At 61.0% G+C, this 22345-nt stretch carries 19 protein-coding genes and 1 pseudogene; 16 read left to right on the top strand and 4 right to left on the bottom strand.

Translation table 11 applies throughout. The features are described from left to right. Window positions 1–85 precede the first annotated feature (85 nt). A complete protein-coding gene (aceA, locus tag N5D53_RS10240; RefSeq protein WP_014590317.1) occupies window positions 86–1411 on the top strand; it encodes an isocitrate lyase in 1326 nt (441 codons plus the stop codon). Window positions 1412–1575: 164 nt separating this feature from the next. On the opposite strand, the gene N5D53_RS10235 is transcribed toward aceA, so the two are convergent. From N5D53_RS10235 to N5D53_RS10220, 4 genes are all read right to left on the bottom strand, one after another. After that, window positions 1576–2274, bottom strand: coding sequence for an SDR family oxidoreductase (locus N5D53_RS10235; protein WP_279840258.1), 699 nt, complete (start codon window positions 2272–2274; stop codon window positions 1576–1578). 18 nt (window positions 2275–2292) lie between these two features. Continuing rightward, on the bottom strand, window positions 2293–3444 hold the full coding sequence (locus N5D53_RS10230; protein WP_104962858.1) for an MFS transporter: 1152 nt from the start codon (window positions 3442–3444) through the stop codon (window positions 2293–2295). Window positions 3445–3469: 25 nt separating this feature from the next. Next, window positions 3470–4204, bottom strand: a complete 735-nt coding sequence (locus N5D53_RS10225; protein ID WP_047603547.1) for a type IV toxin-antitoxin system AbiEi family antitoxin domain-containing protein — start codon at window positions 4202–4204, stop codon at window positions 3470–3472. 73 nt (window positions 4205–4277) lie between these two features. Continuing rightward, the gene (locus N5D53_RS10220; protein ID WP_279840257.1) at window positions 4278–4913 is read right to left on the bottom strand and encodes an aminotransferase class I/II-fold pyridoxal phosphate-dependent enzyme; all 636 of its coding nucleotides are present in this window, start codon (window positions 4911–4913) and stop codon (window positions 4278–4280) included. A gap of 654 nt (window positions 4914–5567) precedes the next feature. Between N5D53_RS10220 and N5D53_RS10215 the strand changes: the two are divergent. The 15 genes and pseudogenes from N5D53_RS10215 to nuoN form a co-directional block, all read left to right on the top strand. Next, window positions 5568–6029 (top strand): annotated as a pseudogene (locus tag N5D53_RS10215) (isocitrate lyase); the annotation flags it as partial. A 290-nt stretch (window positions 6030–6319) separates the two neighbouring features. Then, window positions 6320–6982 carry a lysoplasmalogenase gene (locus N5D53_RS10210; RefSeq protein ID WP_175442715.1) on the top strand — a complete coding sequence of 221 codons (663 nt, stop codon included), beginning with the start codon at window positions 6320–6322 and terminating at the stop codon, window positions 6980–6982. Between the two features lie 383 nt (window positions 6983–7365). Next, window positions 7366–7779, top strand: a complete 414-nt coding sequence (locus N5D53_RS10205) for an NADH-quinone oxidoreductase subunit A (protein WP_003251427.1) — start codon at window positions 7366–7368, stop codon at window positions 7777–7779. Between the two features lie 9 nt (window positions 7780–7788). Next, window positions 7789–8466, top strand: coding sequence for an NADH-quinone oxidoreductase subunit B (locus N5D53_RS10200; RefSeq protein WP_003251429.1), 678 nt, complete (start codon window positions 7789–7791; stop codon window positions 8464–8466). Between the two features lie 79 nt (window positions 8467–8545). Further along, window positions 8546–10327: an NADH-quinone oxidoreductase subunit C/D gene (nuoC, locus tag N5D53_RS10195; protein WP_003251431.1), complete on the top strand. Its 1782-nt coding sequence runs from the start codon at window positions 8546–8548 to the stop codon at window positions 10325–10327. A gap of 2 nt (window positions 10328–10329) precedes the next feature. After that, window positions 10330–10827, top strand: coding sequence for an NADH-quinone oxidoreductase subunit NuoE (gene nuoE, locus N5D53_RS10190; RefSeq protein WP_003251433.1), 498 nt, complete (start codon window positions 10330–10332; stop codon window positions 10825–10827). Further along, a complete protein-coding gene (gene nuoF / locus N5D53_RS10185; RefSeq protein WP_020192000.1) occupies window positions 10824–12185 on the top strand; it encodes an NADH-quinone oxidoreductase subunit NuoF in 1362 nt (453 codons plus the stop codon). Before nuoE ends, nuoF begins: the two co-directional genes overlap by 4 nt. Before the next feature lie 132 nt (window positions 12186–12317). Next, a complete protein-coding gene (gene nuoG, locus N5D53_RS10180; RefSeq protein WP_020192001.1) occupies window positions 12318–15032 on the top strand; it encodes an NADH-quinone oxidoreductase subunit NuoG in 2715 nt (904 codons plus the stop codon). Then, window positions 15029–16036, top strand: coding sequence for an NADH-quinone oxidoreductase subunit NuoH (gene nuoH / locus N5D53_RS10175; protein ID WP_003251440.1), 1008 nt, complete (start codon window positions 15029–15031; stop codon window positions 16034–16036). Before nuoG ends, nuoH begins: the two co-directional genes overlap by 4 nt. Window positions 16037–16047: 11 nt before the next feature. Then, window positions 16048–16596 (top strand): NADH-quinone oxidoreductase subunit NuoI, encoded by a 549-nt coding sequence (gene nuoI / locus N5D53_RS10170; RefSeq protein ID WP_003251442.1) that lies wholly within the window; start codon window positions 16048–16050, stop codon window positions 16594–16596. Between the two features lie 10 nt (window positions 16597–16606). Beyond that, window positions 16607–17107, top strand: a complete 501-nt coding sequence (gene nuoJ / locus N5D53_RS10165; RefSeq protein WP_019438098.1) for an NADH-quinone oxidoreductase subunit J — start codon at window positions 16607–16609, stop codon at window positions 17105–17107. A 3-nt stretch (window positions 17108–17110) separates the two neighbouring features. After that, window positions 17111–17419: an NADH-quinone oxidoreductase subunit NuoK gene (nuoK, locus tag N5D53_RS10160; RefSeq protein ID WP_003251446.1), complete on the top strand. Its 309-nt coding sequence runs from the start codon at window positions 17111–17113 to the stop codon at window positions 17417–17419. Continuing rightward, window positions 17416–19269, top strand: a complete 1854-nt coding sequence (nuoL, locus tag N5D53_RS10155) for an NADH-quinone oxidoreductase subunit L (RefSeq protein WP_014590311.1) — start codon at window positions 17416–17418, stop codon at window positions 19267–19269. The genes nuoK and nuoL overlap by 4 nt, the downstream gene beginning before the upstream one ends. Window positions 19270–19309: 40 nt before the next feature. Further along, window positions 19310–20842 carry an NADH-quinone oxidoreductase subunit M gene (gene nuoM / locus N5D53_RS10150; RefSeq protein WP_020190104.1) on the top strand — a complete coding sequence of 511 codons (1533 nt, stop codon included), beginning with the start codon at window positions 19310–19312 and terminating at the stop codon, window positions 20840–20842. A 7-nt stretch (window positions 20843–20849) separates the two neighbouring features. Continuing rightward, window positions 20850–22319, top strand: coding sequence for an NADH-quinone oxidoreductase subunit NuoN (gene nuoN / locus N5D53_RS10145; RefSeq protein ID WP_279840253.1), 1470 nt, complete (start codon window positions 20850–20852; stop codon window positions 22317–22319). Window positions 22320–22345: the final 26 nt, after the last annotated feature.

Genomic DNA, 22345 nt, shown 5'->3' with positions numbered 1-22345 from the left:
TGCGAACAGGACAGCCGCCAGGCACCTGATCAGCCCAGAGCATCAGCACAATTAACCCAAGATCGATGCGACGAGGTTTATTTCCATGGCACTGACACGCGAACAGCAAATTGCAGCCCTCGAGAAAGACTGGGCCGAGAACCCGCGCTGGAAAGGCGTGACCCGTACCTACACCGCCGCTGATGTCGTTCGCCTGCGTGGCTCCGTGCAACCTGAGCACACCTTTGCCCGTCAGGGTGCAGAAAAACTGTGGAAGCTGGTCACCGAAGGTGCTCACCCGTCCTTCCGCCCCGACAAAGATTTCGTCAACTGCATGGGCGCCCTGACTGGCGGCCAGGCTGTACAACAGGTCAAGGCCGGCATCCAGGCCATCTACCTGTCCGGCTGGCAGGTTGCCGCCGACAACAACTCGGCCGAGTCGATGTACCCTGACCAGTCGCTGTACCCGGTCGACTCGGTACCGACCGTGGTCAAGCGCATCAACAACGCGTTCCGCCGTGCCGACCAGATCCAGTGGAAAGCCGGCAAGAACCCGGGCGACGAAGGCTACATCGACTACTTCGCGCCCATCGTGGCTGACGCCGAAGCCGGTTTCGGTGGCGTACTGAACGCCTACGAGCTGATGAAGAACATGATCGAAGCAGGCGCCGCTGGCGTGCACTTCGAAGACCAGCTGGCCTCGGTTAAAAAATGCGGCCACATGGGCGGCAAGGTGCTGGTACCGACCCAGGAAGCCGTTCAGAAGCTGGTAGCAGCGCGCCTGGCCGCTGACGTGTCGGGTGTACCGACCATCATCCTGGCCCGTACCGACGCCAACGCCGCCGACCTGCTGACCAGCGACTGCGACCCGTACGACCAGCCGTTCGTGATTGGCGAGCGTACTCGCGAAGGCTTCTACAAGGTCCGCGCCGGCCTCGACCAGGCCATTGCCCGCGGCCTGGCCTACGCCCCGTACGCCGACCTGATCTGGTGCGAAACCGCCAAGCCGGACCTGGACGAAGCCCGCCGCTTCGCCGAGGCGATCAAGAAGGAATACCCGGACCAGATCCTGTCGTACAACTGCTCGCCTTCCTTCAACTGGAAGAAAAACCTGGACGACGCCACCATCGCCAAGTTCCAGCGCGAGCTGTCGGCCATGGGTTACAAGCATCAGTTCATCACCCTGGCCGGCATCCACAACATGTGGCACGGCATGTTCAACCTGGCGCACGACTACGCCCGTAACGACATGACCGCCTACGTGAAGCTGCAGGAGCAGGAATTCGCTGACGCCAGCAAGGGCTACACCTTCGTGGCGCACCAGCAGGAAGTGGGCACCGGCTACTTCGACGACATGACCACCGTGATCCAGGGTGGCGCTTCGTCGGTGACTGCACTGACCGGTTCGACCGAGGAAGAGCAGTTCCACTGATAGTGGGCTGCGGTTGAACCAAGGCCCGGGGCTTGTGAAAGCTCCGGGCTTCTTTAATGCAACGCTACTCTGATGAAGTAAGGCCTTGAGTTACAGACGCCCCACCAAAACTCCGAGTAAACCCTAAGCGCGGAATCCACCATCGATTGGTACCGCCACACCAGTTACGTAAGAAGCTGCTTCCGAGCTAAGCCAGTACACAAGCTCAGCAACTTCATGGGCTTCACAGACCCGCCCATAGGCTGCGAGGCGCACACCGCATCAAACTTTCTCCCCAATACATGCCTTGCCAATGGCGTTGACACAAATCCCGGACAAACGGCATTGACCCGTACGCCATAAGGGGCATATTCCTTTGCAACGGCCTTGGTAATTCCAACTAGTGCATGCTTGCTGGCGGTGTATACAGAACCACCCGTGACACTGGCATTCAGACCCGCTAGCGAGGCGACATTGACAATGGTGCCACGCCCCGCCTCACGCATTGCAGGCAACACCGCCTTCATGCATCGCCATGGCGCACTTACATTCGTGGACATGACATCGTCAAAATCAGCCTCGGGATATTCCTCGGTCATCGTGAACGATTGACCATCAATACCAATGCTGTTGACGAGACAATTTATGGGTGGATGATCGAGAGTCAGTCGCCTGAAGAGGTCGGTCAACTCGGTAGGGCTACGCAAATCAACCGAGTACGGATACGCACACCCTGCCTCCCTGTTGATACTCTCACACACACGGACGTTCCTAACATGATCTCGTCCGCACACAATGACTGTGTATTGCTCTCTGGCAAATTTCCAGGCACACGCCTCTCCGATACCGGAATTGCCACCAGTAATAACAACTACCTTACTCATGCGCTCAAATCCCTTCTGCTAATGATCAAGCCTTGCACGTCGCAGAAATAGACAGGTCATGCCAAAAATAACACCAACGCAACCAAAAGCCGCCCAAGTAACACTGAAGCCAAGGCTATCCAGCATCGGCACAGCCAAGGTCACACATAGCACTCGTGCCGCAGCCTGAATCACAGGTATCAACGAAAACAAAAAACCTTGTCGCGACACCGGCGCTCGCTGGGCAATCAAGGTCGCCATGTAGGTGATACCGATGATCTCGCCCAAGGTCCAGACCACCACTAACAGCAGTATTGCGGGCCAAGTATCGACCAAGGCATAAGCACCGAAACCAATGCCGTAGCAGATCGCCGCTAGCGCCATGTTGACAATGGCAGACCAACGGCGGCTCAAGGCGATCAGCGGTCGAGTCAGAACGATGACCAGTAGCCCATTAACAATACCTGCCACTCCAAACAGATGCGCCGCGTCCCCCGCCCCCAATGCTCTTAGCCAGAGAGGGAGCTGGTATTCACGCTGGCCATCGAGCAAGGACAATACGAAAAATATCATACCCGCCAAGATCACCGCCGCAGGTATCGGCACATCCTTAGCCTTAAACTGCGTATCTTTAGTATCAAGATGACTTCCAGTTATCGGCAGAGCTAAGGTAGCGCTCGTCACCAGGCAAACCAGGCTTATCGCCGCGGTAAACCACAAGAGATACTGGCTTTGCCAACTCAGCAGAACACCCCCTACGACGAACAGCAGGACACCACCCGCATTACTGGCTAGATGTAGATATGCAAAAGCCCCCACCTGATCGCCAGACGGTGCAGCCTGGGCCGTCATCACGCTGAAAAGCGGCGTGATGGCGCCCGCACTGAACATAAAAAGCAAAATCATCGCAATTGCGATGGGTAAGATCGGCAGAAGGCTGCCCAACAGCGCGAGCAGCGCCGTCGACGAGCAGCCCAACAAAAGAATTCGACTACCCACTCGTCCTGGCAGTTGCCCACCAAGCAGGTTTCCGGCCAGATAGCTGATAATCATCAGCGATACCGTAGTCGCCAGTTCAGCATCCGCCAAAGCGAAGTGCCGACTCATGAATAACGCCGCAAATGACCCGACCCCGTTGGCCAGGACAAATAGCAATTTGAGCAATGCCACCTTATGCATCAGCGGGCTCATTCGCTTAATGCTGTGGCTTACGGCGCTATCCATGAGGGCCTAGGCACAACGTCGTGCCGTCCTTGAGCCTTGAAATCCAGCGACGCTCGCTTCCAACTCGAATGTTCCATAGCCCCAGCAACTCATCGACATCCAGCAAACTCGCCTGACGAGCCAACCGCAGGTACAAGCGCACAGCCTTCACGCTGGTGCAACACTGGAGTAGTTGGCCACTGGCCAATGGACAGACCTCGCCAACGGCATAGAAATACTCCCTAGCCTTCAGCAAATCACGACTGCTGCCGACTTCATATAGCATCTCCAGCAACGCACGCTCGGGCACTGACCTGAGCAGCCCACCCCGCCGCTCAAGGGTCGCCGTGCGCAGAGATATCTCCCCGCCCCAATCAAACAATCTTGCATACACATAGCGCACCGAATAACGTTCGGTAAACCACCGAGGCAATGAGACTCGGTTATCGCCCCACAACACTAGCGAAGTATCATTTTCATAAATTTCGCGAAACGCACTGCTACCTCCTAAATGCAGGCAGGTGATCCGACGCTCCAGATAGCAGCACCCCACCGCAAGGTTCAACTCACTATCTGGAAAGGCATAGATACCGCGAGCTACGCGATTCAGCCAACCATTCCTGGCATAGCTGGCAGCCCTCTGGCTCGATATCCCAATGCGTTGCAAGATGCTTAGGTCGAGCAACATCTCGCGTGGCTGGGAGGTATAGAGTTTTCTGATCAAAGAATATTGTTGTTGTATAGGCATACCTGCATCCTGCGACTTCTTGGCTAACGCCGGTGACTGTTAGTGCGGGGCGTCCCTTCCCCGGACACTAGATTCATGCTTCTTGCAATGCCTGGATAAACGACTGCAGATCGTCTCCCTTTGGAATTGCCACTCGCAGCACGTTGGTCAGTAATGAACCAGCATGGGGATATCCTGAGCAATCGCTGAAACGTATCCTCGCCCTGTGCAAAGCTTTGGCCAAACGCTGATCAGGGCCGTCATCGAGTAGCAGGAAGTTGGCAAGAGTATCGATGACACCAATTCCCAAGCCTTGGCAACACTTAACAATCCGCGTACGTACCCAATCTTGGCTACCATGCGCCGCTGCGATTTCTGGCTGATTGGCCAGACAATGCAGGGCCGCCTTAACTGCCGCATGGTTGATATCCCAGGGGCCACGCAATTTGAGCAACTGCCTGACAGCATGCGTGCTGGCGACCACATAGCCGAGACGCAAACCTGCCAACCCGAAGTACTTGGAAAACGAGCGAATAACGAACAACTGCTCAAGGCCACTGAAGGCTCCAACGCAAGAGTGGCGCAGGTACTCGTAATAGCACTCATCAACAATAACCGGCTTATCCAGTTCAACGCAGCGAACTATCAAGCGCTGCAGATCATCAGGCTCAATTTGCACTCCCAACGGATTATTCGGATTGCACAAAATCAGCCCATCACTACCTGACAAGGCTTCGAGTACTACATCCTTTGGGCCAGTCGTTTATCGACCTCAAGCCCCAAGTAGGAGCATGAGCACATATTCATAAAGACATGCCCGTCTTGGTCGCGCAGGCGGCTGGATGGACAGTGGACCACACTGCGATCTGTCAGGCCAGACGCTTGGGCGAGTTCCCAAGACGCGTTACCCAACTCAATAGTGCGCTCGGTATTGATGAACAGGTTTCTTTGCTCTGACATAGCACCTCCATAAGCATGCACGCATACTTTACTGACAAAGAAAAAGGAAACTTCCTACAACAACCAATACAAACTATTTCTTGTCGCACCTCAATAAGTCAAGCTTGAGATACAATACCAACACCTTCCAACCAGGAAGGTCAACCCCAAAACAAAACCAGAGCATTCAGACGCGCAAAAATTCATGCCACAGGTGATTTCCAATGAAAATATCAAACAATCACCCCGCACCCGAAACTGCGAAGATAGAGCAAAATACAACCACACCAACCCAGAAATTATTTGTTGCACTTAGCCTTGGCAACCCACCTAAAAACCTTCTCTGCCTCTGGACTTAGTTGATTATATTCACCCCAATTTTGAGCACACCTACCGATAAGTCGCCCAACAGCTTTGGGCAGGCCATTACCCGTGACCTGCCCACCCGTACGCCGACCTGATCTGGTGTGAAACCGCCAAGCCGGACCTGGACGAAGCCCGCCGCTTCGCCGAGGCGATCAAGAAGGAATACCCGGACCAGATCCTGTCGTACAACTGCTCGCCTTCCTTCAACTGGAAGAAAAACCTGGACGACGCCACCATCGCCAAGTTCCAGCGCGAGCTGTCGGCCATGGGTTACAAGCATCAGTTCATCACCCTGGCCGGCATCCACAACATGTGGCACGGCATGTTCAACCTGGCGCACGACTACGCCCGTAACGACATGACCGCCTACGTGAAGCTGCAGGAGCAGGAATTCGCTGACGCCAGCAAGGGCTACACCTTCGTGGCGCACCAGCAGGAAGTGGGCACCGGCTACTTCGACGACATGACCACCGTGATCCAGGGTGGCGCTTCGTCGGTGACTGCACTGACCGGTTCGACCGAGGAAGAGCAGTTCCACTGATAGCGGGTTGCGGTTGAACAAAGGCCCGGGGCTTGTGAAAGCTCCGAGCCTTTGTTTTTACCCGAGCAAGGGCCGGGCCTGCTGGCCAATTTTTACCAGCCGTTCACCGTTGCCGCCGCTACCGTATTCGCGGGTAAACCCGCTCCTACGCTGATCGGGAGGAGACACACATCGGCGATTGGGCGCAGGCCGCTGTAGGAGCGGGTTTACCCGCGAAAGGGCCGGCACGGGCCACAGCAAAACCCTGGATCAGGTCTATGCTTGTGGCAGCCCAGCAGCAAGGACCGCCCATGCCTCGTCCAAGCCACCTGATGATTCTCGCCCTGACCGCCGCTGCCCTCTATATATATGCACTGGCCAGCGACAACACCCTGCTCGCCCTGATGGCCAAACCCATCCCGGTGCTGGCCTTGATTGCCTGGCTGCGCAGCACCCCGGTTTCGCCTTATCGCACGTGGATCTCGATCGGCCTGGGCTTCTCGGTACTCGGTGACATCCTGCTGGCCATCCCCGCCGACCTGTTCGTGTTCGGCCTGGCCGCCTTCCTTTGCGCCCACCTTGCTTACCTGCGCGGCTATTGCGGCATTACCCTGCGCCCCGCCCTGCCCGCACTGATCTTCAGCGCAATCAGTGGCATCGCGCTGCTCGGCGTACTGGCCAGCAACGGCCTCGGCCCGCTGCTGATCCCGGTAGCGCTCTACGCCCTGGCTATCAGCGCCATGCTCTGGCGCGCACTGGCCTGCGGGGGATTGGCCGCGCTCGGTGCCGGCCTGTTCGTGTTCTCCGACAGCCTGATCGGCATCGACCGCTTCGTCAGCCCGTTCGCCGCCGCACCGTACCTGATCATCCTCGCCTACTGGCTCGGCCAATGGGCCATCGCTTCATCAGTCGGTCATCGCTCAACCGATAAAGTATTGACCCAGAGCGGTGCGCGCAGGACCGAGAGCTGCTAGAACAAGGGTTTTTTGCAATTGCAAGTAGGGGGAATCGCCAGATGAACTTTACAAGGCACAGAAGAGCCAAATTCAACGGCAGCAGCTCAAATGATATTAATTATCATTACAGGACTTGCAATTCGTTACCTGCAGCAAGAAACATAATTAACAAAACCGCGCGTAATGCCCGAATCTCAAGGCCCTCAGCCAGTTACGAACGGTTTTTGTACTTAATCCTACGAATAAATTTGCGACAGAAATTTTACTTGCACCAGGTTTACCCATAAAATCAGCGCGATTGATTCGGCTGCGACATTTGGTCACTGCATGTGCGACGCCAAGTCGCCGCTCTACACTTATTTCAGACTGCAGAGCTGGGTCTCTGTATAAGGATCTCTAGCATGTCCGATTCGGCAGGACTCATCGCCCACAACTGGGGCTTTGCCATCTTCCTCCTGGGTGTCGTCGGCCTGTGCGCCTTCATGCTCGGCCTGTCCAGCCTGCTCGGTAGCAAGGCTTGGGGCCGCGCCAAGAACGAACCCTTCGAATCCGGCATGCTGCCCGTCGGCAGCGCTCGCCTGCGCCTGTCCGCCAAATTCTATCTGGTCGCGATGCTGTTCGTGATCTTCGATATCGAAGCCCTCTTTCTCTTTGCATGGTCTGTGTCCGTCCGCGAAAGCGGCTGGACCGGATTCGTCGAAGCACTCGTTTTCATAGCAATTCTGTTGGCAGGTCTTGTCTACCTATGGCGCGTCGGGGCACTTGATTGGGCTCCCGAAGGTCGCCGCAAGCGGCAAGCGAAGCTGAAACAATGAGGCTTTGGCATGCAATACAATCTCACCAGAATCGATCCGGATGCGCCCAACGAGCAGTACCCGGTCGGTGAACGGGAAACCGTCACCGATCAACTGCTAGAGGACCAGGTCCACAAGAACATCTTCATGGGCAAACTTGAAGATGTGCTGCGTGGCGCGGTCAATTGGGGCCGCAAGAACTCCCTCTGGCCGTACAACTTCGGCCTGTCCTGCTGCTACGTGGAAATGACCACGGCCTTCACGGCACCCCACGACATCGCCCGCTTCGGCGCCGAAGTCATCCGGGCCTCGCCGCGTCAGGCCGACTTCATGGTCATTGCCGGTACCTGCTTCGTGAAGATGGCGCCGATCATCCAGCGCCTGTACGAGCAGATGCTCGAGCCGAAATGGGTCATTTCCATGGGTTCGTGCGCCAACTCCGGTGGCATGTACGACATCTACTCGGTCGTTCAGGGGGTCGACAAGTTCCTCCCCGTGGACGTCTATGTGCCTGGCTGCCCGCCACGCCCTGAGGCTTTCCTGCAAGGCTTGATGCTGCTGCAGGAGTCGATCGGCCAAGAACGACGCCCGCTTTCCTGGGTTGTTGGTGATCAAGGTATTTACCGTGCCGAGATGCCAGCCCAGAAAGACCTGCGTCGTGAGCAGCGCATTGCAGTAACCAACCTGCGCAGCCCCGACGAAGTCTGATCCAGCGACCTGCCGCCCGCTCCCGAAGGAGCCGGCGGCCTGGCTTCATTCTTAACGTTGACCCAAAGCGACCGAGACCATGACAGCGGACAACGCTATTTTCATTCCGCCCTACAAGGCTGACGACCAGGATGTGGTCGTCGAACTGAACAACCGTTTTGGCGCCGAAGCATTCGTCGCCCAGGAGACCCGCACCGGCATGCCCGTGCTGTGGGTAAAACGCGCCCAGCTCAAAGAGGTGCTCAGTTTCCTGCGCGGCGTCGCCAAGCCTTACAGCATGCTGTACGACCTGCATGGCGTCGACGAGCGCCTGCGCACCCAGCGCCGTGGCCTGCCAGCCGCCGATTTCAGCGTGTTCTACCACCTGTTGTCGATCGAGCGTAACAGCGATGTGATGATCAAGGTGTCGCTCAGCGAAGGCGACCTGAACCTGCCGACCGTGACGGGCATCTGGCCAAACGCCAACTGGTACGAGCGCGAAGTCTGGGACATGTTCGGCATCGACTTTGCCGGCCACCCGCACCTCAGCCGCATCATGATGCCGCCGACCTGGGAAGGTCACCCGCTGCGCAAGGACTACCCTGCCCGTGCGACCGAGTTCGACCCCTACAGCCTGACCCTGGCCAAGCAGCAGCTTGAAGAGGAATCGGCACGCTTCAACCCGGAAGCCTGGGGCATGAAACGTCAGGGCGCCAACGAGGACTACATGTTCCTCAACCTCGGCCCCAACCACCCTTCGGCGCACGGTGCGTTCCGTATCGTCCTGCAGCTGGACGGTGAAGAAATCGTCGACTGCGTACCGGACATCGGCTACCACCACCGTGGCGCCGAAAAAATGGCCGAGCGCCAGTCCTGGCACAGCTTCATCCCCTATACCGACCGTATCGATTACCTCGGCGGGGTGATGAACAACCTGCCGTACGTGCTTGCGGTAGAGAAGCTGGCCGGCATCAAGGTGCCGCAGAAGGTCGACGTGATTCGCATCATGCTGGCCGAGTTCTTCCGCATCACCAGCCACCTGCTGTTCCTGGGTACCTACATCCAGGACGTCGGCGCCATGACCCCGGTGTTCTTCACCTTCACCGACCGCCAGCGCGCCTACACGGTGATCGAAGCGATCACCGGCTTCCGCCTGCACCCGGCCTGGTACCGCATCGGTGGCGTCGCCCACGACCTGCCACGTGGCTGGGACAAGCTGGTCAAGGACTTTGTCGAGTGGCTGCCCAAGCGCCTCGACGAATACACCAAGGCCGCCCTGCAAAACAGCATCCTCAAGGGCCGTACCATCGGCGTTGCCGCGTACAACACCAAGGAAGCGCTGGAATGGGGCACCACCGGTGCCGGCTTGCGTGCCACCGGTTGCAACTTCGACCTGCGTAAAGCCCGTCCTTACTCCGGCTACGAAAACTTCGAGTTCGAAGTACCGCTGGCCCACAACGGCGATGCCTACGATCGCTGCATGGTCCGTGTCGAGGAGATGCGTCAGAGTATCCGCATCATCGACCAGTGCCTGCGCAACATGCCGGAAGGCCCGTACAAGGCGGATCACCCGCTGACCACGCCGCCGCCGAAAGAGCGCACCCTGCAGCACATCGAGACCCTGATCACGCACTTCCTGCAAGTCTCGTGGGGCCCGGTCATGCCGGCCAACGAGTCGTTCCAGATGATCGAAGCGACCAAGGGCATCAACAGTTACTACCTGACGAGCGATGGCGGCACCATGAGCTACCGCACCCGGATCCGCACCCCGAGCTACCCGCACCTGCAGCAGATCCCTTCGGTGATCAAAGGCAGCATGGTCGCCGACCTCATTGCGTACCTGGGCAGTATCGACTTCGTTATGGCTGACGTGGACCGCTAAGCATGAACAGCACGCTTATCCAGACAGACCGTTTCGCCCTGAGCGAAACCGAGCGCTCGGCCATCGAGCACGAAATGCATCACTACGAGGACCCGCGCGCGGCGTCCATCGAAGCCCTGAAGATCGTCCAGAAGGAGCGTGGCTGGGTGCCGGACGGCGCCATTCACGCCATCGGCGAAGTGCTGGGCATTCCGGCCAGCGACGTCGAGGGTGTCGCCACCTTCTACAGCCAGATCTTCCGCCAACCGGTCGGCCGCCACATCATCCGCGTGTGCGACAGCATGGTCTGCTACATCGGCGGCCATGAGTCGGTGGTCAGCCAGATCCAGAGCGAGCTGGGCATCGGCCTCGGCCAGACCACCGCCGACGGCCGTTTCACCCTGCTGCCCGTGTGCTGCCTGGGCAACTGCGACAAGGCCCCGGCGCTGATGATCGACGACGACACCTTCGGTGACGTGCAGCCGGCTGGCGTTTCCAAACTGCTGGAGGGTTACGTATGACCATTACTTCCTTCGGCCCGGCCAACCGCATCGCGCGCTCGGCCGAAACCCACCCGCTGACCTGGCGCCTGCGTGACGACGGCGAGCCGGTCTGGCTGGCCGAGTACGAATCGAAGAACGGCTACGCCGCAGCCCGCAAGGCGCTGGCGCAAATGTCCGCCGACGACATCGTGCAAAGCGTCAAGGACTCCGGCCTCAAGGGCCGTGGCGGTGCAGGCTTCCCCACTGGCGTGAAGTGGGGCCTGATGCCCAAAGACGAATCCATGAACATCCGCTACCTGCTGTGCAACGCGGACGAAATGGAGCCGAACACCTGGAAGGACCGCATGCTGATGGAGCAACAGCCCCATCTGCTGGTCGAGGGCATGCTGATCAGCGCCCGCGCCCTCAAGGCCTATCGCGGCTACATCTTCCTGCGTGGCGAATACACCACCGCAGCGAAGAACCTCAACCGCGCCATCGATGAAGCCAAGGCCGCCGGCCTGCTGGGCAAGAACATCCTGGGCAGCGGTTTCGATTTCGAGCTGTTCGTGCACACCGGTGCAGGCCGCTACATCTGCGGTGAAGAAACCGCACTGATCAACTCGCTGGAAGGCCGCCGCGCCAACCCGCGCTCCAAGCCGCCCTTCCCTGCCGCCGTTGGCGTGTGGGGCAAGCCGACGTGCGTGAACAACGTCGAAACCCTGTGCAACGTCCCGGCCATCGTCGCCAACGGCAACGACTGGTACAAGTCGCTGGCCCGCGAAGGCAGCGAAGACCATGGCACCAAGCTGATGGGCTTCTCCGGCAAGGTAAAGAACCCAGGCCTGTGGGAACTGCCATTCGGCGTTACCGCGCGCGAACTGTTCGAAGACTACGCCGGTGGCATGCGCGATGGCTTCAAGCTCAAGTGCTGGCAGCCAGGCGGCGCCGGTACCGGCTTCCTCCTGCCTGAGCACCTCGATGCGCAAATGTACGCCGGTGGCATCGCCAAGGTCGGGACCCGTATGGGTACCGGCCTGGCCATGGCGGTCGACGACAGCATCAACATGGTGTCGCTGCTGCGCAACATGGAAGAGTTCTTCGCCCGCGAGTCGTGCGGCTGGTGCACGCCATGCCGTGACGGCCTGCCGTGGAGCGTGAAGATGCTGCGTGCACTGGAAAGAGGCCAGGGCCGCGCCGAAGACATCGAGACGCTGCTGGGGCTGGTCAACTTCCTCGGCCCAGGCCGTACCTTCTGTGCTCACGCACCGGGTGCCGTCGAGCCGCTGGGCAGTGCCATCAAATACTTCCGCTCGGAGTTCGAGGCCGGTGTGGCGCCAGAAAGCGCTGCCACCCTGCGCCCCGACCTGGCGAAGCCGATCGTGGTCGGCGCATAACAAGATGATTAGGCGGGTGGTCCGTGCCACTCGCCAGCTTACCGGCAGGCCCGAGCAATCGAGGCGTGTCGCAAGCTCACCGATTTCCATTAGCCACGCCCGCTCACGCGGGCCAACGAAGAACTTTGAACAATGGCCACTATCCACGTAGACGGCAAAGCGCTCGAAGTCAACGGTGCAGACAACCTGTTACAGGCGTGTCTGTCGCTCGGCCTCGACATCCCTTATTTCTGCTGGCACCCGGCGCTTGGTAGCGTTGGCGCCTGCCGGCAGTGCGCAGTCAAGCAGTACACCGACGAGAACGACACCCGTGGTCGTATCGTCATGTCCTGCATGACCCCTGCTTCCGACGGCACCTGGATCTCCATCGACGACGAAGAGTCGAAGGCGTTCCGCGCCAGCGTCGTCGAATGGCTGATGACCAACCACCCGCACGACTGCCCGGTGTGCGAGGAAGGCGGTCACTGCCACCTGCAGGACATGACGGTAATGACCGGCCACAACGAGCGCCGCTACCGTTTCACCAAGCGTACCCACCAGAACCAGGACCTCGGCCCGTTCATCGCCCATGAGATGAACCGCTGCATCGCCTGCTACCGCTGCGTGCGCTATTACAAGGACTACGCCGGTGGTACCGACCTGGGCGTCTACGGCGCCCACGACAACGTGTACTTCGGCCGCGTCGAAGACGGTGTGCTGGAAAGCGAGTTCTCCGGCAACCTGACCGAGGTCTGCCCGACCGGCGTATTCACCGACAAGACCCACTCCGAGCGCTACAACCGCAAGTGGGACATGCAGTTCGCCCCAAGCATCTGCCATGGCTGCTCCAGCGGCTGCAACATCAGCCCGGGTGAGCGCTACGGCGAACTGCGCCGTATCGAAAACCGCTTCAACGGTTCGGTCAACCAGTACTTCCTGTGCGACCGCGGCCGCTTCGGCTACGGCTACGTCAACCGCAAGGACCGCCCACGCCAGCCACAACTGGCCGACGGCACCAAGCTGGGCCTGGACGCCGCCCTGGACAAGGCCGCCGACCTGCTGCGCGGCCGTACCATCGTCGGTATCGGCTCGCCACGCGCCAGCCTCGAAAGCAACTACGGCCTGCGTGAGCTGGTCGGCGCCGAATACTTCTACTCGGGCATGGAAGCTGGCGAACTGGCCCGCGTACGCCTGGCCCTGAACGTGCTGAACAACAGCCCGCTGCCCGTGCCGACCCTGCGCGACATCGAAGACCACGACGCCGTGTTCGTGCTCGGTGAAGACCTGACCCAGACCGCTGCCCGCGTTGCCCTGGCCGTGCGCCAGGCCACCAAAGGCAAGGCCGAGGCCATGGCCGAAGCGATGAAAGTGCAGCCTTGGCTCGACGCTGCCGTGAAGAACATTGGCCAGCACGCGCTGTACCCGCTGTTCATCGCATCCCTGGCTGAAACCAAGCTCGACGACGTCGCCGAAGAGTGCGTACACGCCGCGCCGGCCGACCTGGCCCGCATCGGTTTCGCCGTGGCCCACGCCATCGACCCGAGCGCCCCTGCCGTCGCCGGCCTGGACGACGAAGCCCAGGCCCTGGCCCAGCGCATCGCCGACGCCCTGGTCGCCGCCAAGCGCCCACTGGTCGTAGCCGGTACTTCGCTGGCCGACCCGGCGCTGATCGAAGCAGCTGCCAACATCGCCAAGGCCCTGAAGCTGCGCGAGAAAAACGGCTCGCTGAGCCTGGTGGTGCCTGAGGCCAACAGCCTCGGCCTGGCCATGCTCGGTGGCGAGTCGGTCGATGCCGCCCTGGACGCGGTCATCAGCGGCAAAGCCGATGCCATCGTGGTGCTGGAAAACGACCTGTACGCCCGCGTACCGGCCGCCAAGGTCGATGCTGCCCTGGCTGCGGCCAAGGTGGTGATCGTTGCCGACCACTCCAAAACCGCCACCGTCGACCGCGCCCATCTGGTGCTGCCGGCCGCCTCGTTCGCCGAAGGCGACGGTACCCTGGTCAGCCAGGAAGGCCGTGCCCAGCGCTTCTTCCAGGTGTTCGACCCGCAGTACCTGGACAGCAGCATCCAGATCCACGAAGGCTGGCGCTGGATGCACGCCCTGCGTGCCACCCTGCTGAACAAGCCGGTCGACTGGACCCAGCTTGACCACGTCACCAGCGCCTGCGCCGAAGCCGCCCCGCAACTGGCTGGCATCGTCAACGCCGCGCCGAGCGCTGCGTTCCGCATCAAGGGCATGAAGCTGGCCCGTGAGCCGCTGCGCTACTCCGGCCGTACCGCCATGCGCGCCAACATCAGTGTGCACGAGCCGCGCACCCCGCAAGACAAGGACACCGCGTTCGCCTTCTCCATGGAAGGCTACTCGGGTTCGGCCGAACCGCGCCAGCAGGTGCCGTTCGCCTGGTCGCCGGGCTGGAACTCCCCACAAGCCTGGAACAAGTTTCAGGACGAGGTCGGTGGCCACCTGCGTGCCGGTGACCCAGGTGTACGCCTGATCGAATCGCAAGGCGACCGCCTGAACTGGTTCAACGCCATTCCGGGGGCCTTCAACCCAGCCCGTGGCACCTGGACTGCCGTGCCGTTCTTCCACCTGTTCGGCAGCGAAGAAAGCTCCTCGCGCGCCGCTCCGGTCCAAGAACGCATCCCGGCTGCCTACGTGGCCCTGGCCAAGTCCGAAGCCGACCGCCTGGGCGTCAACGAAGGCGCCCTGCTGAGCCTGAACGTCGCCGGTGTGGCCCTGCGTCTGCCGCTGCGTATCAATGAAGAGCTGGGCGCTGGCCTGGTCGCGTTGCCGAAAGGCCTGGCTGGCATTCCGCCTGCCATCTTCGGTGCATCCGTCGAAGGTCTGCAGGAGGCAGCACAATGAGCTGGTTCACCCCCGAAGTGATCGATGTGATCCTCACCGTGCTGCGGGCCATCGTGGTCCTGCTGGCGGTGGTGGTCTGCGGTGCGCTGCTCAGCTTCGTCGAGCGCCGCCTGCTGGGCTGGTGGCAGGACCGTTACGGTCCGAACCGCGTCGGCCCGTTCGGCATGTTCCAGATCGCTGCCGACATGCTGAAGATGTTCTTCAAGGAAGACTGGAACCCACCCTTCGTCGATCGCGTGATCTTCACCCTGGCACCGGTAGTGGCCATGAGCGCCCTGCTGATCGCCTTCGTGGTCATCCCGATCACCCCGACCTGGGGCGTTGCCGACCTGAACATCGGCCTGCTGTTCTTCTTCGCCATGGCCGGCCTGTCGGTCTACGCGGTGCTGTTCGCCGGCTGGTCGTCGAACAACAAGTACGCCCTGCTGGGCAGCTTGCGTGCTTCGGCACAGACCGTGTCGTACGAAGTGTTCCTGGGCCTGGCGCTGATGGGCGTGGTGGTGCAGGTGGGTTCGTTCAACATGCGCGACATCGTTGAGTACCAGGCGCAGAACCTGTGGTTCATCATTCCGCAGTTCTTCGGCTTCTGCACCTTCTTCATCGCTGGCGTCGCCGTGACTCACCGTCACCCGTTCGACCAGCCGGAAGCAGAACAGGAACTGGCCGACGGCTACCACATCGAGTATGCCGGCATGAAGTGGGGCATGTTCTTCGTCGGTGAGTACATCGGCATCATCCTCATCTCGGCGCTGCTGGTAACCCTGTTCTTCGGTGGCTGGCACGGCCCGTTCGGCATCCTGCCGCAACTGTCGTTCCTGTGGTTCGCCCTGAAGACCGCGTTCTTCATCATGCTGTTCATCCTGCTGCGCGCCTCGATCCCGCGCCCACGCTATGACCAGGTGATGGACTTCAGCTGGAAGTTCTGCCTGCCGCTGACCCTGATCAATTTGCTGGTGACCGCTGCGATCGTGCTCTACAACACGCCAGCCGTCGCGGCCCAGTGAGGATTTGACCCATGTTCAAGTATATCGGCGACATCGTTAAGGGCACCGGCACCCAGCTGCGCAGCCTGGCAATGGTGTTCTCCCACGGGTTCCGCAAGCGCGACACCCTGCAGTACCCCGAAGAACCCGTGTACCTGCCGCCGCGCTACCGCGGCCGCATCGTCCTCACCCGCGACCCCGATGGCGAGGAGCGCTGCGTAGCGTGCAACCTCTGCGCGGTGGCCTGCCCGGTTGGCTGCATTTCGCTGCAGAAGGCCGAGACAGAGGACGGCCGCTGGTACCCGGAGTTCTTCCGCATCAACTTCTCGCGTTGCATTTTCTGCGGCCTGTGTGAAGAAGCGTGCCCGACCACCGCGATCCAGCTGACTCCGGATTTCGAAATGGCCGAGTTCAAGCGTCAGGACCTGGTGTACGAGAAAGAAGATCTGCTGATCTCCGGCCCCGGCAAGAACCCTGACTACAACTTCTACCGTGTTGCGGGTATGGCAATCGCTGGCAAGCCGAAGGGCTCTGCACAGAACGAAGCCGAGCCGATCAACGTGAAGAGCTTGCTCCCATAAGGACAGAAAGATGGAATTCGCTTTCTACTTCGCATCCGGGATCGCCGTGGTCTCCACCCTTCGGGTGGTAACTGGCACCAACCCCGTGCACGCCTTGCTTTACCTGATCATTTCGCTGATTTCCGTGGCCATGATCTTCTTCGCCCTGGGTGCGCCGTTTGCCGGCGCCCTGGAAGTGATCGCCTACGCCGGCGCCATCATGGTGCTGTTCGTGTTCGTGGTGATGATGCTCAACCTCGGGCCGGCTTCGGTCGCTCAGGAACGGGGCTGGCTCAAGCCCGGCATCTGGGCCGGGCCGGTAATCCTCGGCGCCCTGCTGCTGGCGGAGCTGCTGTACGTGCTGTTCGTCACCCCGAGTGGCGCCGGCATCAGCGGTACCACCGTGGGCCCGAAAGCCGTGGGCATCAGCCTGTTCGGCCCTTACCTGCTGGTGGTCGAACTGGCGTCGATGCTGCTGCTGGCTGCAGCCGTCACCGCCTTCCACCTGGGCCGCAACGAGGCGAAGGAGTAAATCATGGGTGCTATCCCTCTCGAACATGGTCTGGCGGTCGCCGGCATCCTGTTCTGCTTAGGTCTGGTTGGCCTGATGGTCCGCCGCAACATCCTCTTCGTGCTCATGAGCCTGGAAGTCATGATGAACGCCTCTGCCCTGGCGTTCGTCGTCGCCGGTGCCCGTTGGGTCCAGCCCGACGGCCAGGTGATGTTCATTCTGGTGATCAGCCTGGCAGCCGCCGAGGCCAGCATTGGCCTGGCCATCCTGCTGCAGCTGTATCGCCGCTTCCACACTCTCGACATCGATGCTGCCAGTGAGATGCGCGGATGAACCTTCTCTTCCTGACTTTCGTCTTTCCCCTCGTCGGCTTCCTGCTGCTGTCGTTCTCGCGTGGACGGTTCTCGGAGAACCTGTCCGCCCTGATCGGCGTCGGCTCGGTAGGCCTGTCGGCCGCCACGGCCGCTTACGTCATCTGGCAGTTCAACGTCGCCCCGCCTGAGGGCGGTGCGTACAGCCAGCTGCTGTGGCAGTGGATGTCGGTGGACGGCTTCGCGCCGAACTTCACCCTGTACCTGGACGGCCTGTCGGTCACCATGCTCGGCGTGGTGACCGGTGTCGGCTTCCTGATCCACCTGTTCGCATCCTGGTACATGCGTGGCGAAGCCGGCTACTCGCGCTTCTTCTCGTACACCAACCTGTTCATCGCCAGCATGCTGTTCCTGGTCCTCGGCGATAACCTGCTGTTCATCTACTTCGGCTGGGAAGGCGTGGGCCTGTGCTCGTACCTGTTGATCGGTTTCTACTACAGCAACCGCAACAACGGTAACGCGGCACTCAAGGCATTCATCGTCACCCGTATCGGCGACGTGTTCATGGCCATCGGCCTGTTCATCCTGTTCGCCCAGCTGGGCACCCTGAACGTGCAGGAACTGCTGGTGCTGGCACCGCAGAAGTTCCAGGCTGGCGACACCTGGATGGTGCTGGCCACGCTGATGCTGCTGGGTGGTGCGGTCGGTAAATCGGCACAGCTGCCACTGCAGACCTGGCTGGCCGACGCCATGGCGGGCCCGACTCCGGTTTCGGCACTGATCCACGCCGCAACCATGGTGACCGCGGGCGTGTACCTGATCGCCCGTACCAACGGCCTGTTCCTGCTGGCGCCGGACATCCTGCACCTTGTAGGTGTGGTCGGTGGCGTGACCCTGGTACTGGCAGGCTTCGCTGCGCTGGTACAGACCGATATCAAGCGTATCCTCGCCTACTCGACCATGAGCCAGATCGGCTACATGTTCCTGGCCCTGGGCGTGGGTGCCTGGGACGCGGCGATCTTCCACCTGATGACCCACGCCTTCTTCAAGGCCCTGCTGTTCCTTGCCTCCGGTGCGGTGATCGTTGCCTGCCACCACGAGCAGAACATCTTCAAGATGGGCGGCCTGTGGAAGAAACTGCCCCTGGCCTACGCCAGCTTCGTGGTCGGTGGCGCGGCACTGGCGGCCCTGCCAATCGTGACCGTAGGCTTCTACTCCAAGGACGAGATCCTCTGGGAAGCCTTCGCCAGCGGCAACACCGGCCTGCTGTATGCCGGCCTGGTAGGCGCGTTCATGACCTCGCTGTACACCTTCCGCCTGATCTTCATCGCCTTCCACGGCGAAGCCAAGACCGAAGCCCACGCGGGCCACGGCATCAGCCACTGGCTGCCGCTGGGCGTGCTGATCGTGCTGTCGACCTTCGTCGGCGCCTGGATCACCCCGCCGCTGGCCGGTGTGCTGCCGGAAAGCGCCGGCCATGCCGGTGGCGAAGCCAAGCACGCGCTGGAGATCACCTCGGGTGCCATCGCCATCGCCGGTATCCTGCTGGCCGCCCTGCTGTTCCTGGGCAAGCGCCGCTTCGTCAGCGCCGTCGCCAACAGTGGCATCGGTCGCGTCCTGTCGGCCTGGTGGTTCGCTGCCTGGGGCTTCGACTGGATCTACGACAAGCTTTTCGTCAAACCGTACCTGCTGATCAGCCACATCCTGCGCAAGGACCCGGTTGACCGCACCATCGGCCTGATTCCTCGGATGGCGCGTGGTGGCCACGTGGCCATGAGCAAGACCGAGACTGGCCAACTGCGCTGGTACACCGCCTCTATCGCCGTGGGCGCCGTGCTGGTACTCGGTGCCGTGGTAGTGGCTGCGGTATGACTATGAATCTTGCGACTTTGCCAAAGGAAACCAACCCGTCATGATTTTGCCTTGGCTGATCCTGATCCCCTTCATCGGCGGCTTCCTCTGCTGGCTGGGTGAGCGCTTCGGCGCCACCCTGCCGCGCTGGATCGCGCTGCTTACCATGTCCCTGCTGCTTGGCATCGGCCTGTGGCTGTGGGGTACCGGCGACTACACCCTTGCTCCCGCACCGGGCGCCGAACCGGCCTGGGCACTCGAATACAAAGTCGAGTGGATCAAGCGTTTCGGCATCAGCATCCACCTGGCCCTGGACGGCCTGTCGCTGCTGATGATCCTGCTCACCGGCCTGCTCGGTGTGCTGTCGGTACTGTGTTCCTGGAAAGAGATCCAGCGCCACGTCGGCTTCTTCCACCTCAACCTGATGTGGATCCTCGGCGGCGTGGTCGGTGTGTTCCTGGCCCTGGACCTGTTCCTGTTCTTCTTCTTCTGGGAAATGATGCTGGTGCCGATGTACTTCCTCATCGCGCTCTGGGGTCACAGCTCGGCAGACGGCAAGAAGACCCGGATCTACGCGGCGACCAAGTTCTTCATCTTCACCCAGGCCAGCGGCCTGATCATGCTGGTGGCGATCCTGGGCCTGGTGCTGGTCAACTACAACACCACTGGCGTGCTCACCTTCAACTACAGCGACCTGCTCAAGGCCGAGTTGCCAGCCGGTATCGAGTACGTGCTGATGCTGGGCTTCTTCATCGCCTTCGCGGTGAAGCTGCCGGTGGTGCCGTTCCACTCCTGGCTGCCTGACGCTCACGCCCAGGCACCGACCGCAGGCTCGGTGGACCTGGCGGGTATCTTGCTGAAGACCGCGGCCTACGGCCTGCTACGCTTCGCCCTGCCGCTGTTCCCGAACGCCTCGGCCGAGTTCGCGCCGATCGCCATGACCCTGGGCCTGATCGGTATCTTCTACGGTGCCTTCCTGGCCTTCGCACAAACCGACATCAAGCGCCTGATCGCCTTCTCCAGCGTCTCGCACATGGGCTTCGTGCTGATCGGTATCTACTCCGGCAGCCAGCAGGCCCTGCAAGGTGCGGTGATCCAGATGCTGGCCCACGGCCTGTCGGCTGCGGCGCTGTTCATCCTGTCCGGCCAGCTGTACGAGCGCCTGCACACCCGTGACATGCGTCAGATGGGTGGCCTGTGGCACCGCATCGCCTACCTGCCGGCCATCAGCCTGTTCTTCGCAGCGGCATCGCTGGGCCTGCCAGGCACCGGCAACTTCGTCGGCGAGTTCCTGATCCTGATCGGCAGCTTCGTGCACGTGCCGTGGATCACCGTGATCGCCACTACCGGCCTGGTGTTCGGTTCTGTTTACTCGCTGATCATGATCCACCGTGCCTACTTCGGCCCGGCCAAGACCGACACCGTGCTGGCCGGCATGGACGGTCGCGAACTGGTCATGGTTCTGGGTCTGGCGGTATTGCTGATCCTGCTGGGCGTGTATCCGCAGCCGTTCCTCGACACCTCTGCCGCCACCATGAGTGGTGTGCAGCAGTGGCTCGGATCCGCTTTCACTCAACTCGCTTCGGCCCGGTAAGAGCGCTATGGAATTCACCACTCAACACTTCATCGCATTGGCGCCGATGCTGATCACCACCATCACCACGGTGGTGGTGATGCTGGCGATCGCCTGGAAGCGCAACCACTCGCAGACCTTCCTGCTGTCCACCGTGGGCCTGAACCTGGCCCTGCTGTCGCTCCTGCCGGCGCTGAAGGTCGCGCCGCTGGCGGTCACATCGCTGATCACCATCGACAAGTTCGCCTGCCTGTACATGGCGATCATCCTCGTGGCGACGCTGGCCTGCGTCACCCTCGCCCACGCCTACCTCGGCGAGGGCGCCAAGGGTTTCCCGGGCAACCGTGAAGAACTGTACCTGTTGCTGCTGATGTCAGCCCTCGGTGGCCTGGTGCTGGTCAGCGCCAACCACCTGGCCGGCCTGTTCATCGGCCTGGAGCTGTTGTCGGTACCGGTCTATGGCCTGGTGGCGTATGCCTTCTTCAACAAGCGATCGCTGGAAGCCGGCATCAAGTACATGGTGCTGTCGGCCGCAGGCTCGGCTTTCCTGCTGTTCGGCATGGCCCTGCTGTACGCCGACGCCGGCAGCCTGAGCTTCGACCAGATCGGCAAGGCCCTGGCTACCACCAGCATGCCAAGCCTGGTGGCCCAGCTGGGCCTGGGCATGATGCTGGTTGGCCTGGCCTTCAAGCTGTCGCTGGTACCGTTCCATCTGTGGACCCCGGACGTGTACGAAGGCGCTCCGGCGCCGGTCGCCGCGTTCCTGGCAACCGCCAGCAAGGTGGCAGTATTCGCCGTTGTCGTACGCCTGTTCATGCTCTCCCCTGCTGCCAGCAGCGGCGTGCTCAGCACCGTACTGGCGGTGATTGCCGTAGCCTCGATCCTGATTGGTAACCTGCTGGCGCTGACCCAGAGCAACCTCAAGCGTCTGCTGGGTTACTCGTCCATCGCCCACTTCGGTTACCTGGTCATCGCGTTGGTCGCCAGCAAGGGCCTGGCCCTGGAAGCCATGGGCGTTTACCTGGTCACCTACGTGATCACCAGCCTGGGCGCCTTCGGTGTCATCACCCTGATGTCCTCGCCGTACGGCGGCCGTGACGCCGATGCCCTGTACGAGTACCGCGGCCTGTTCTGGCGCCGCCCGTACCTGACAGCGGTACTGACCGTGATGATGCTGTCGCTGGCGGGTATCCCGCTGACCGCTGGCTTCATCGGCAAGTTCTACATCATCGCTACCGGCGTCGAATCGCACCTGTGGTGGTTGGTCGGTGCGCTGGTGATCGGTAGCGCCATCGGCGTGTACTATTACCTGCGCGTCATGGTTACCCTGTACCTGGTCGAGCCGAACCTGCGTCGTCACGACGCCCCGCTCAAGTGGGAACAGCGCACCGGCGGCGTCATGCTGCTGGCTATCGCCATTCTCGCTTTCGTACTGGGTGTGTACCCGCAGCCCCTGCTGGAAATGGTTCAGCAAGCGGGCCTGCAACTGGTCGGTTGATCACCCCGGCAGCCCCGGTAACAGAA

This window comes from Pseudomonas sp. GD03862 (assembly GCF_029840855.1).
In the GTDB taxonomy this organism is placed as follows: Bacteria; Pseudomonadota; Gammaproteobacteria; order Pseudomonadales; family Pseudomonadaceae; genus Aquipseudomonas; species Aquipseudomonas alloputida.
The sequence above is the reverse complement of the archived record's forward strand: the minus strand, read 5'-3'. Positions and strand labels throughout refer to the sequence as shown.

What these genes read in the sequence shown, in the direction of transcription:
- aceA (WP_014590317.1), top strand. Translation starts at nt 86, where the DNA reads ATGGCACTGACACGCGAACAGCAAATTGCAGCCCTCGAGAAAGACTGG.
- N5D53_RS10235 (WP_279840258.1), bottom strand. Translation starts at nt 2,274, where the DNA reads ATGAGTAAGGTAGTTGTTATTACTGGTGGCAATTCCGGTATCGGAGAG.
- N5D53_RS10230 (WP_104962858.1), bottom strand. Translation starts at nt 3,444, where the DNA reads ATGAGCCCGCTGATGCATAAGGTGGCATTGCTCAAATTGCTATTTGTC.
- N5D53_RS10225 (WP_047603547.1), bottom strand. Translation starts at nt 4,204, where the DNA reads ATGCCTATACAACAACAATATTCTTTGATCAGAAAACTCTATACCTCC.
- N5D53_RS10210 (WP_175442715.1), top strand. Translation starts at nt 6,320, where the DNA reads ATGCCTCGTCCAAGCCACCTGATGATTCTCGCCCTGACCGCCGCTGCC.
- N5D53_RS10205 (WP_003251427.1), top strand. Translation starts at nt 7,366, where the DNA reads ATGTCCGATTCGGCAGGACTCATCGCCCACAACTGGGGCTTTGCCATC.
- N5D53_RS10200 (WP_003251429.1), top strand. Translation starts at nt 7,789, where the DNA reads ATGCAATACAATCTCACCAGAATCGATCCGGATGCGCCCAACGAGCAG.
- nuoC (WP_003251431.1), top strand. Translation starts at nt 8,546, where the DNA reads ATGACAGCGGACAACGCTATTTTCATTCCGCCCTACAAGGCTGACGAC.
- nuoE (WP_003251433.1), top strand. Translation starts at nt 10,330, where the DNA reads ATGAACAGCACGCTTATCCAGACAGACCGTTTCGCCCTGAGCGAAACC.
- nuoF (WP_020192000.1), top strand. Translation starts at nt 10,824, where the DNA reads ATGACCATTACTTCCTTCGGCCCGGCCAACCGCATCGCGCGCTCGGCC.
- nuoG (WP_020192001.1), top strand. Translation starts at nt 12,318, where the DNA reads ATGGCCACTATCCACGTAGACGGCAAAGCGCTCGAAGTCAACGGTGCA.
- nuoH (WP_003251440.1), top strand. Translation starts at nt 15,029, where the DNA reads ATGAGCTGGTTCACCCCCGAAGTGATCGATGTGATCCTCACCGTGCTG.
- nuoI (WP_003251442.1), top strand. Translation starts at nt 16,048, where the DNA reads ATGTTCAAGTATATCGGCGACATCGTTAAGGGCACCGGCACCCAGCTG.
- nuoJ (WP_019438098.1), top strand. Translation starts at nt 16,607, where the DNA reads ATGGAATTCGCTTTCTACTTCGCATCCGGGATCGCCGTGGTCTCCACC.
- nuoK (WP_003251446.1), top strand. Translation starts at nt 17,111, where the DNA reads ATGGGTGCTATCCCTCTCGAACATGGTCTGGCGGTCGCCGGCATCCTG.
- nuoL (WP_014590311.1), top strand. Translation starts at nt 17,416, where the DNA reads ATGAACCTTCTCTTCCTGACTTTCGTCTTTCCCCTCGTCGGCTTCCTG.
- nuoM (WP_020190104.1), top strand. Translation starts at nt 19,310, where the DNA reads ATGATTTTGCCTTGGCTGATCCTGATCCCCTTCATCGGCGGCTTCCTC.
- nuoN (WP_279840253.1), top strand. Translation starts at nt 20,850, where the DNA reads ATGGAATTCACCACTCAACACTTCATCGCATTGGCGCCGATGCTGATC.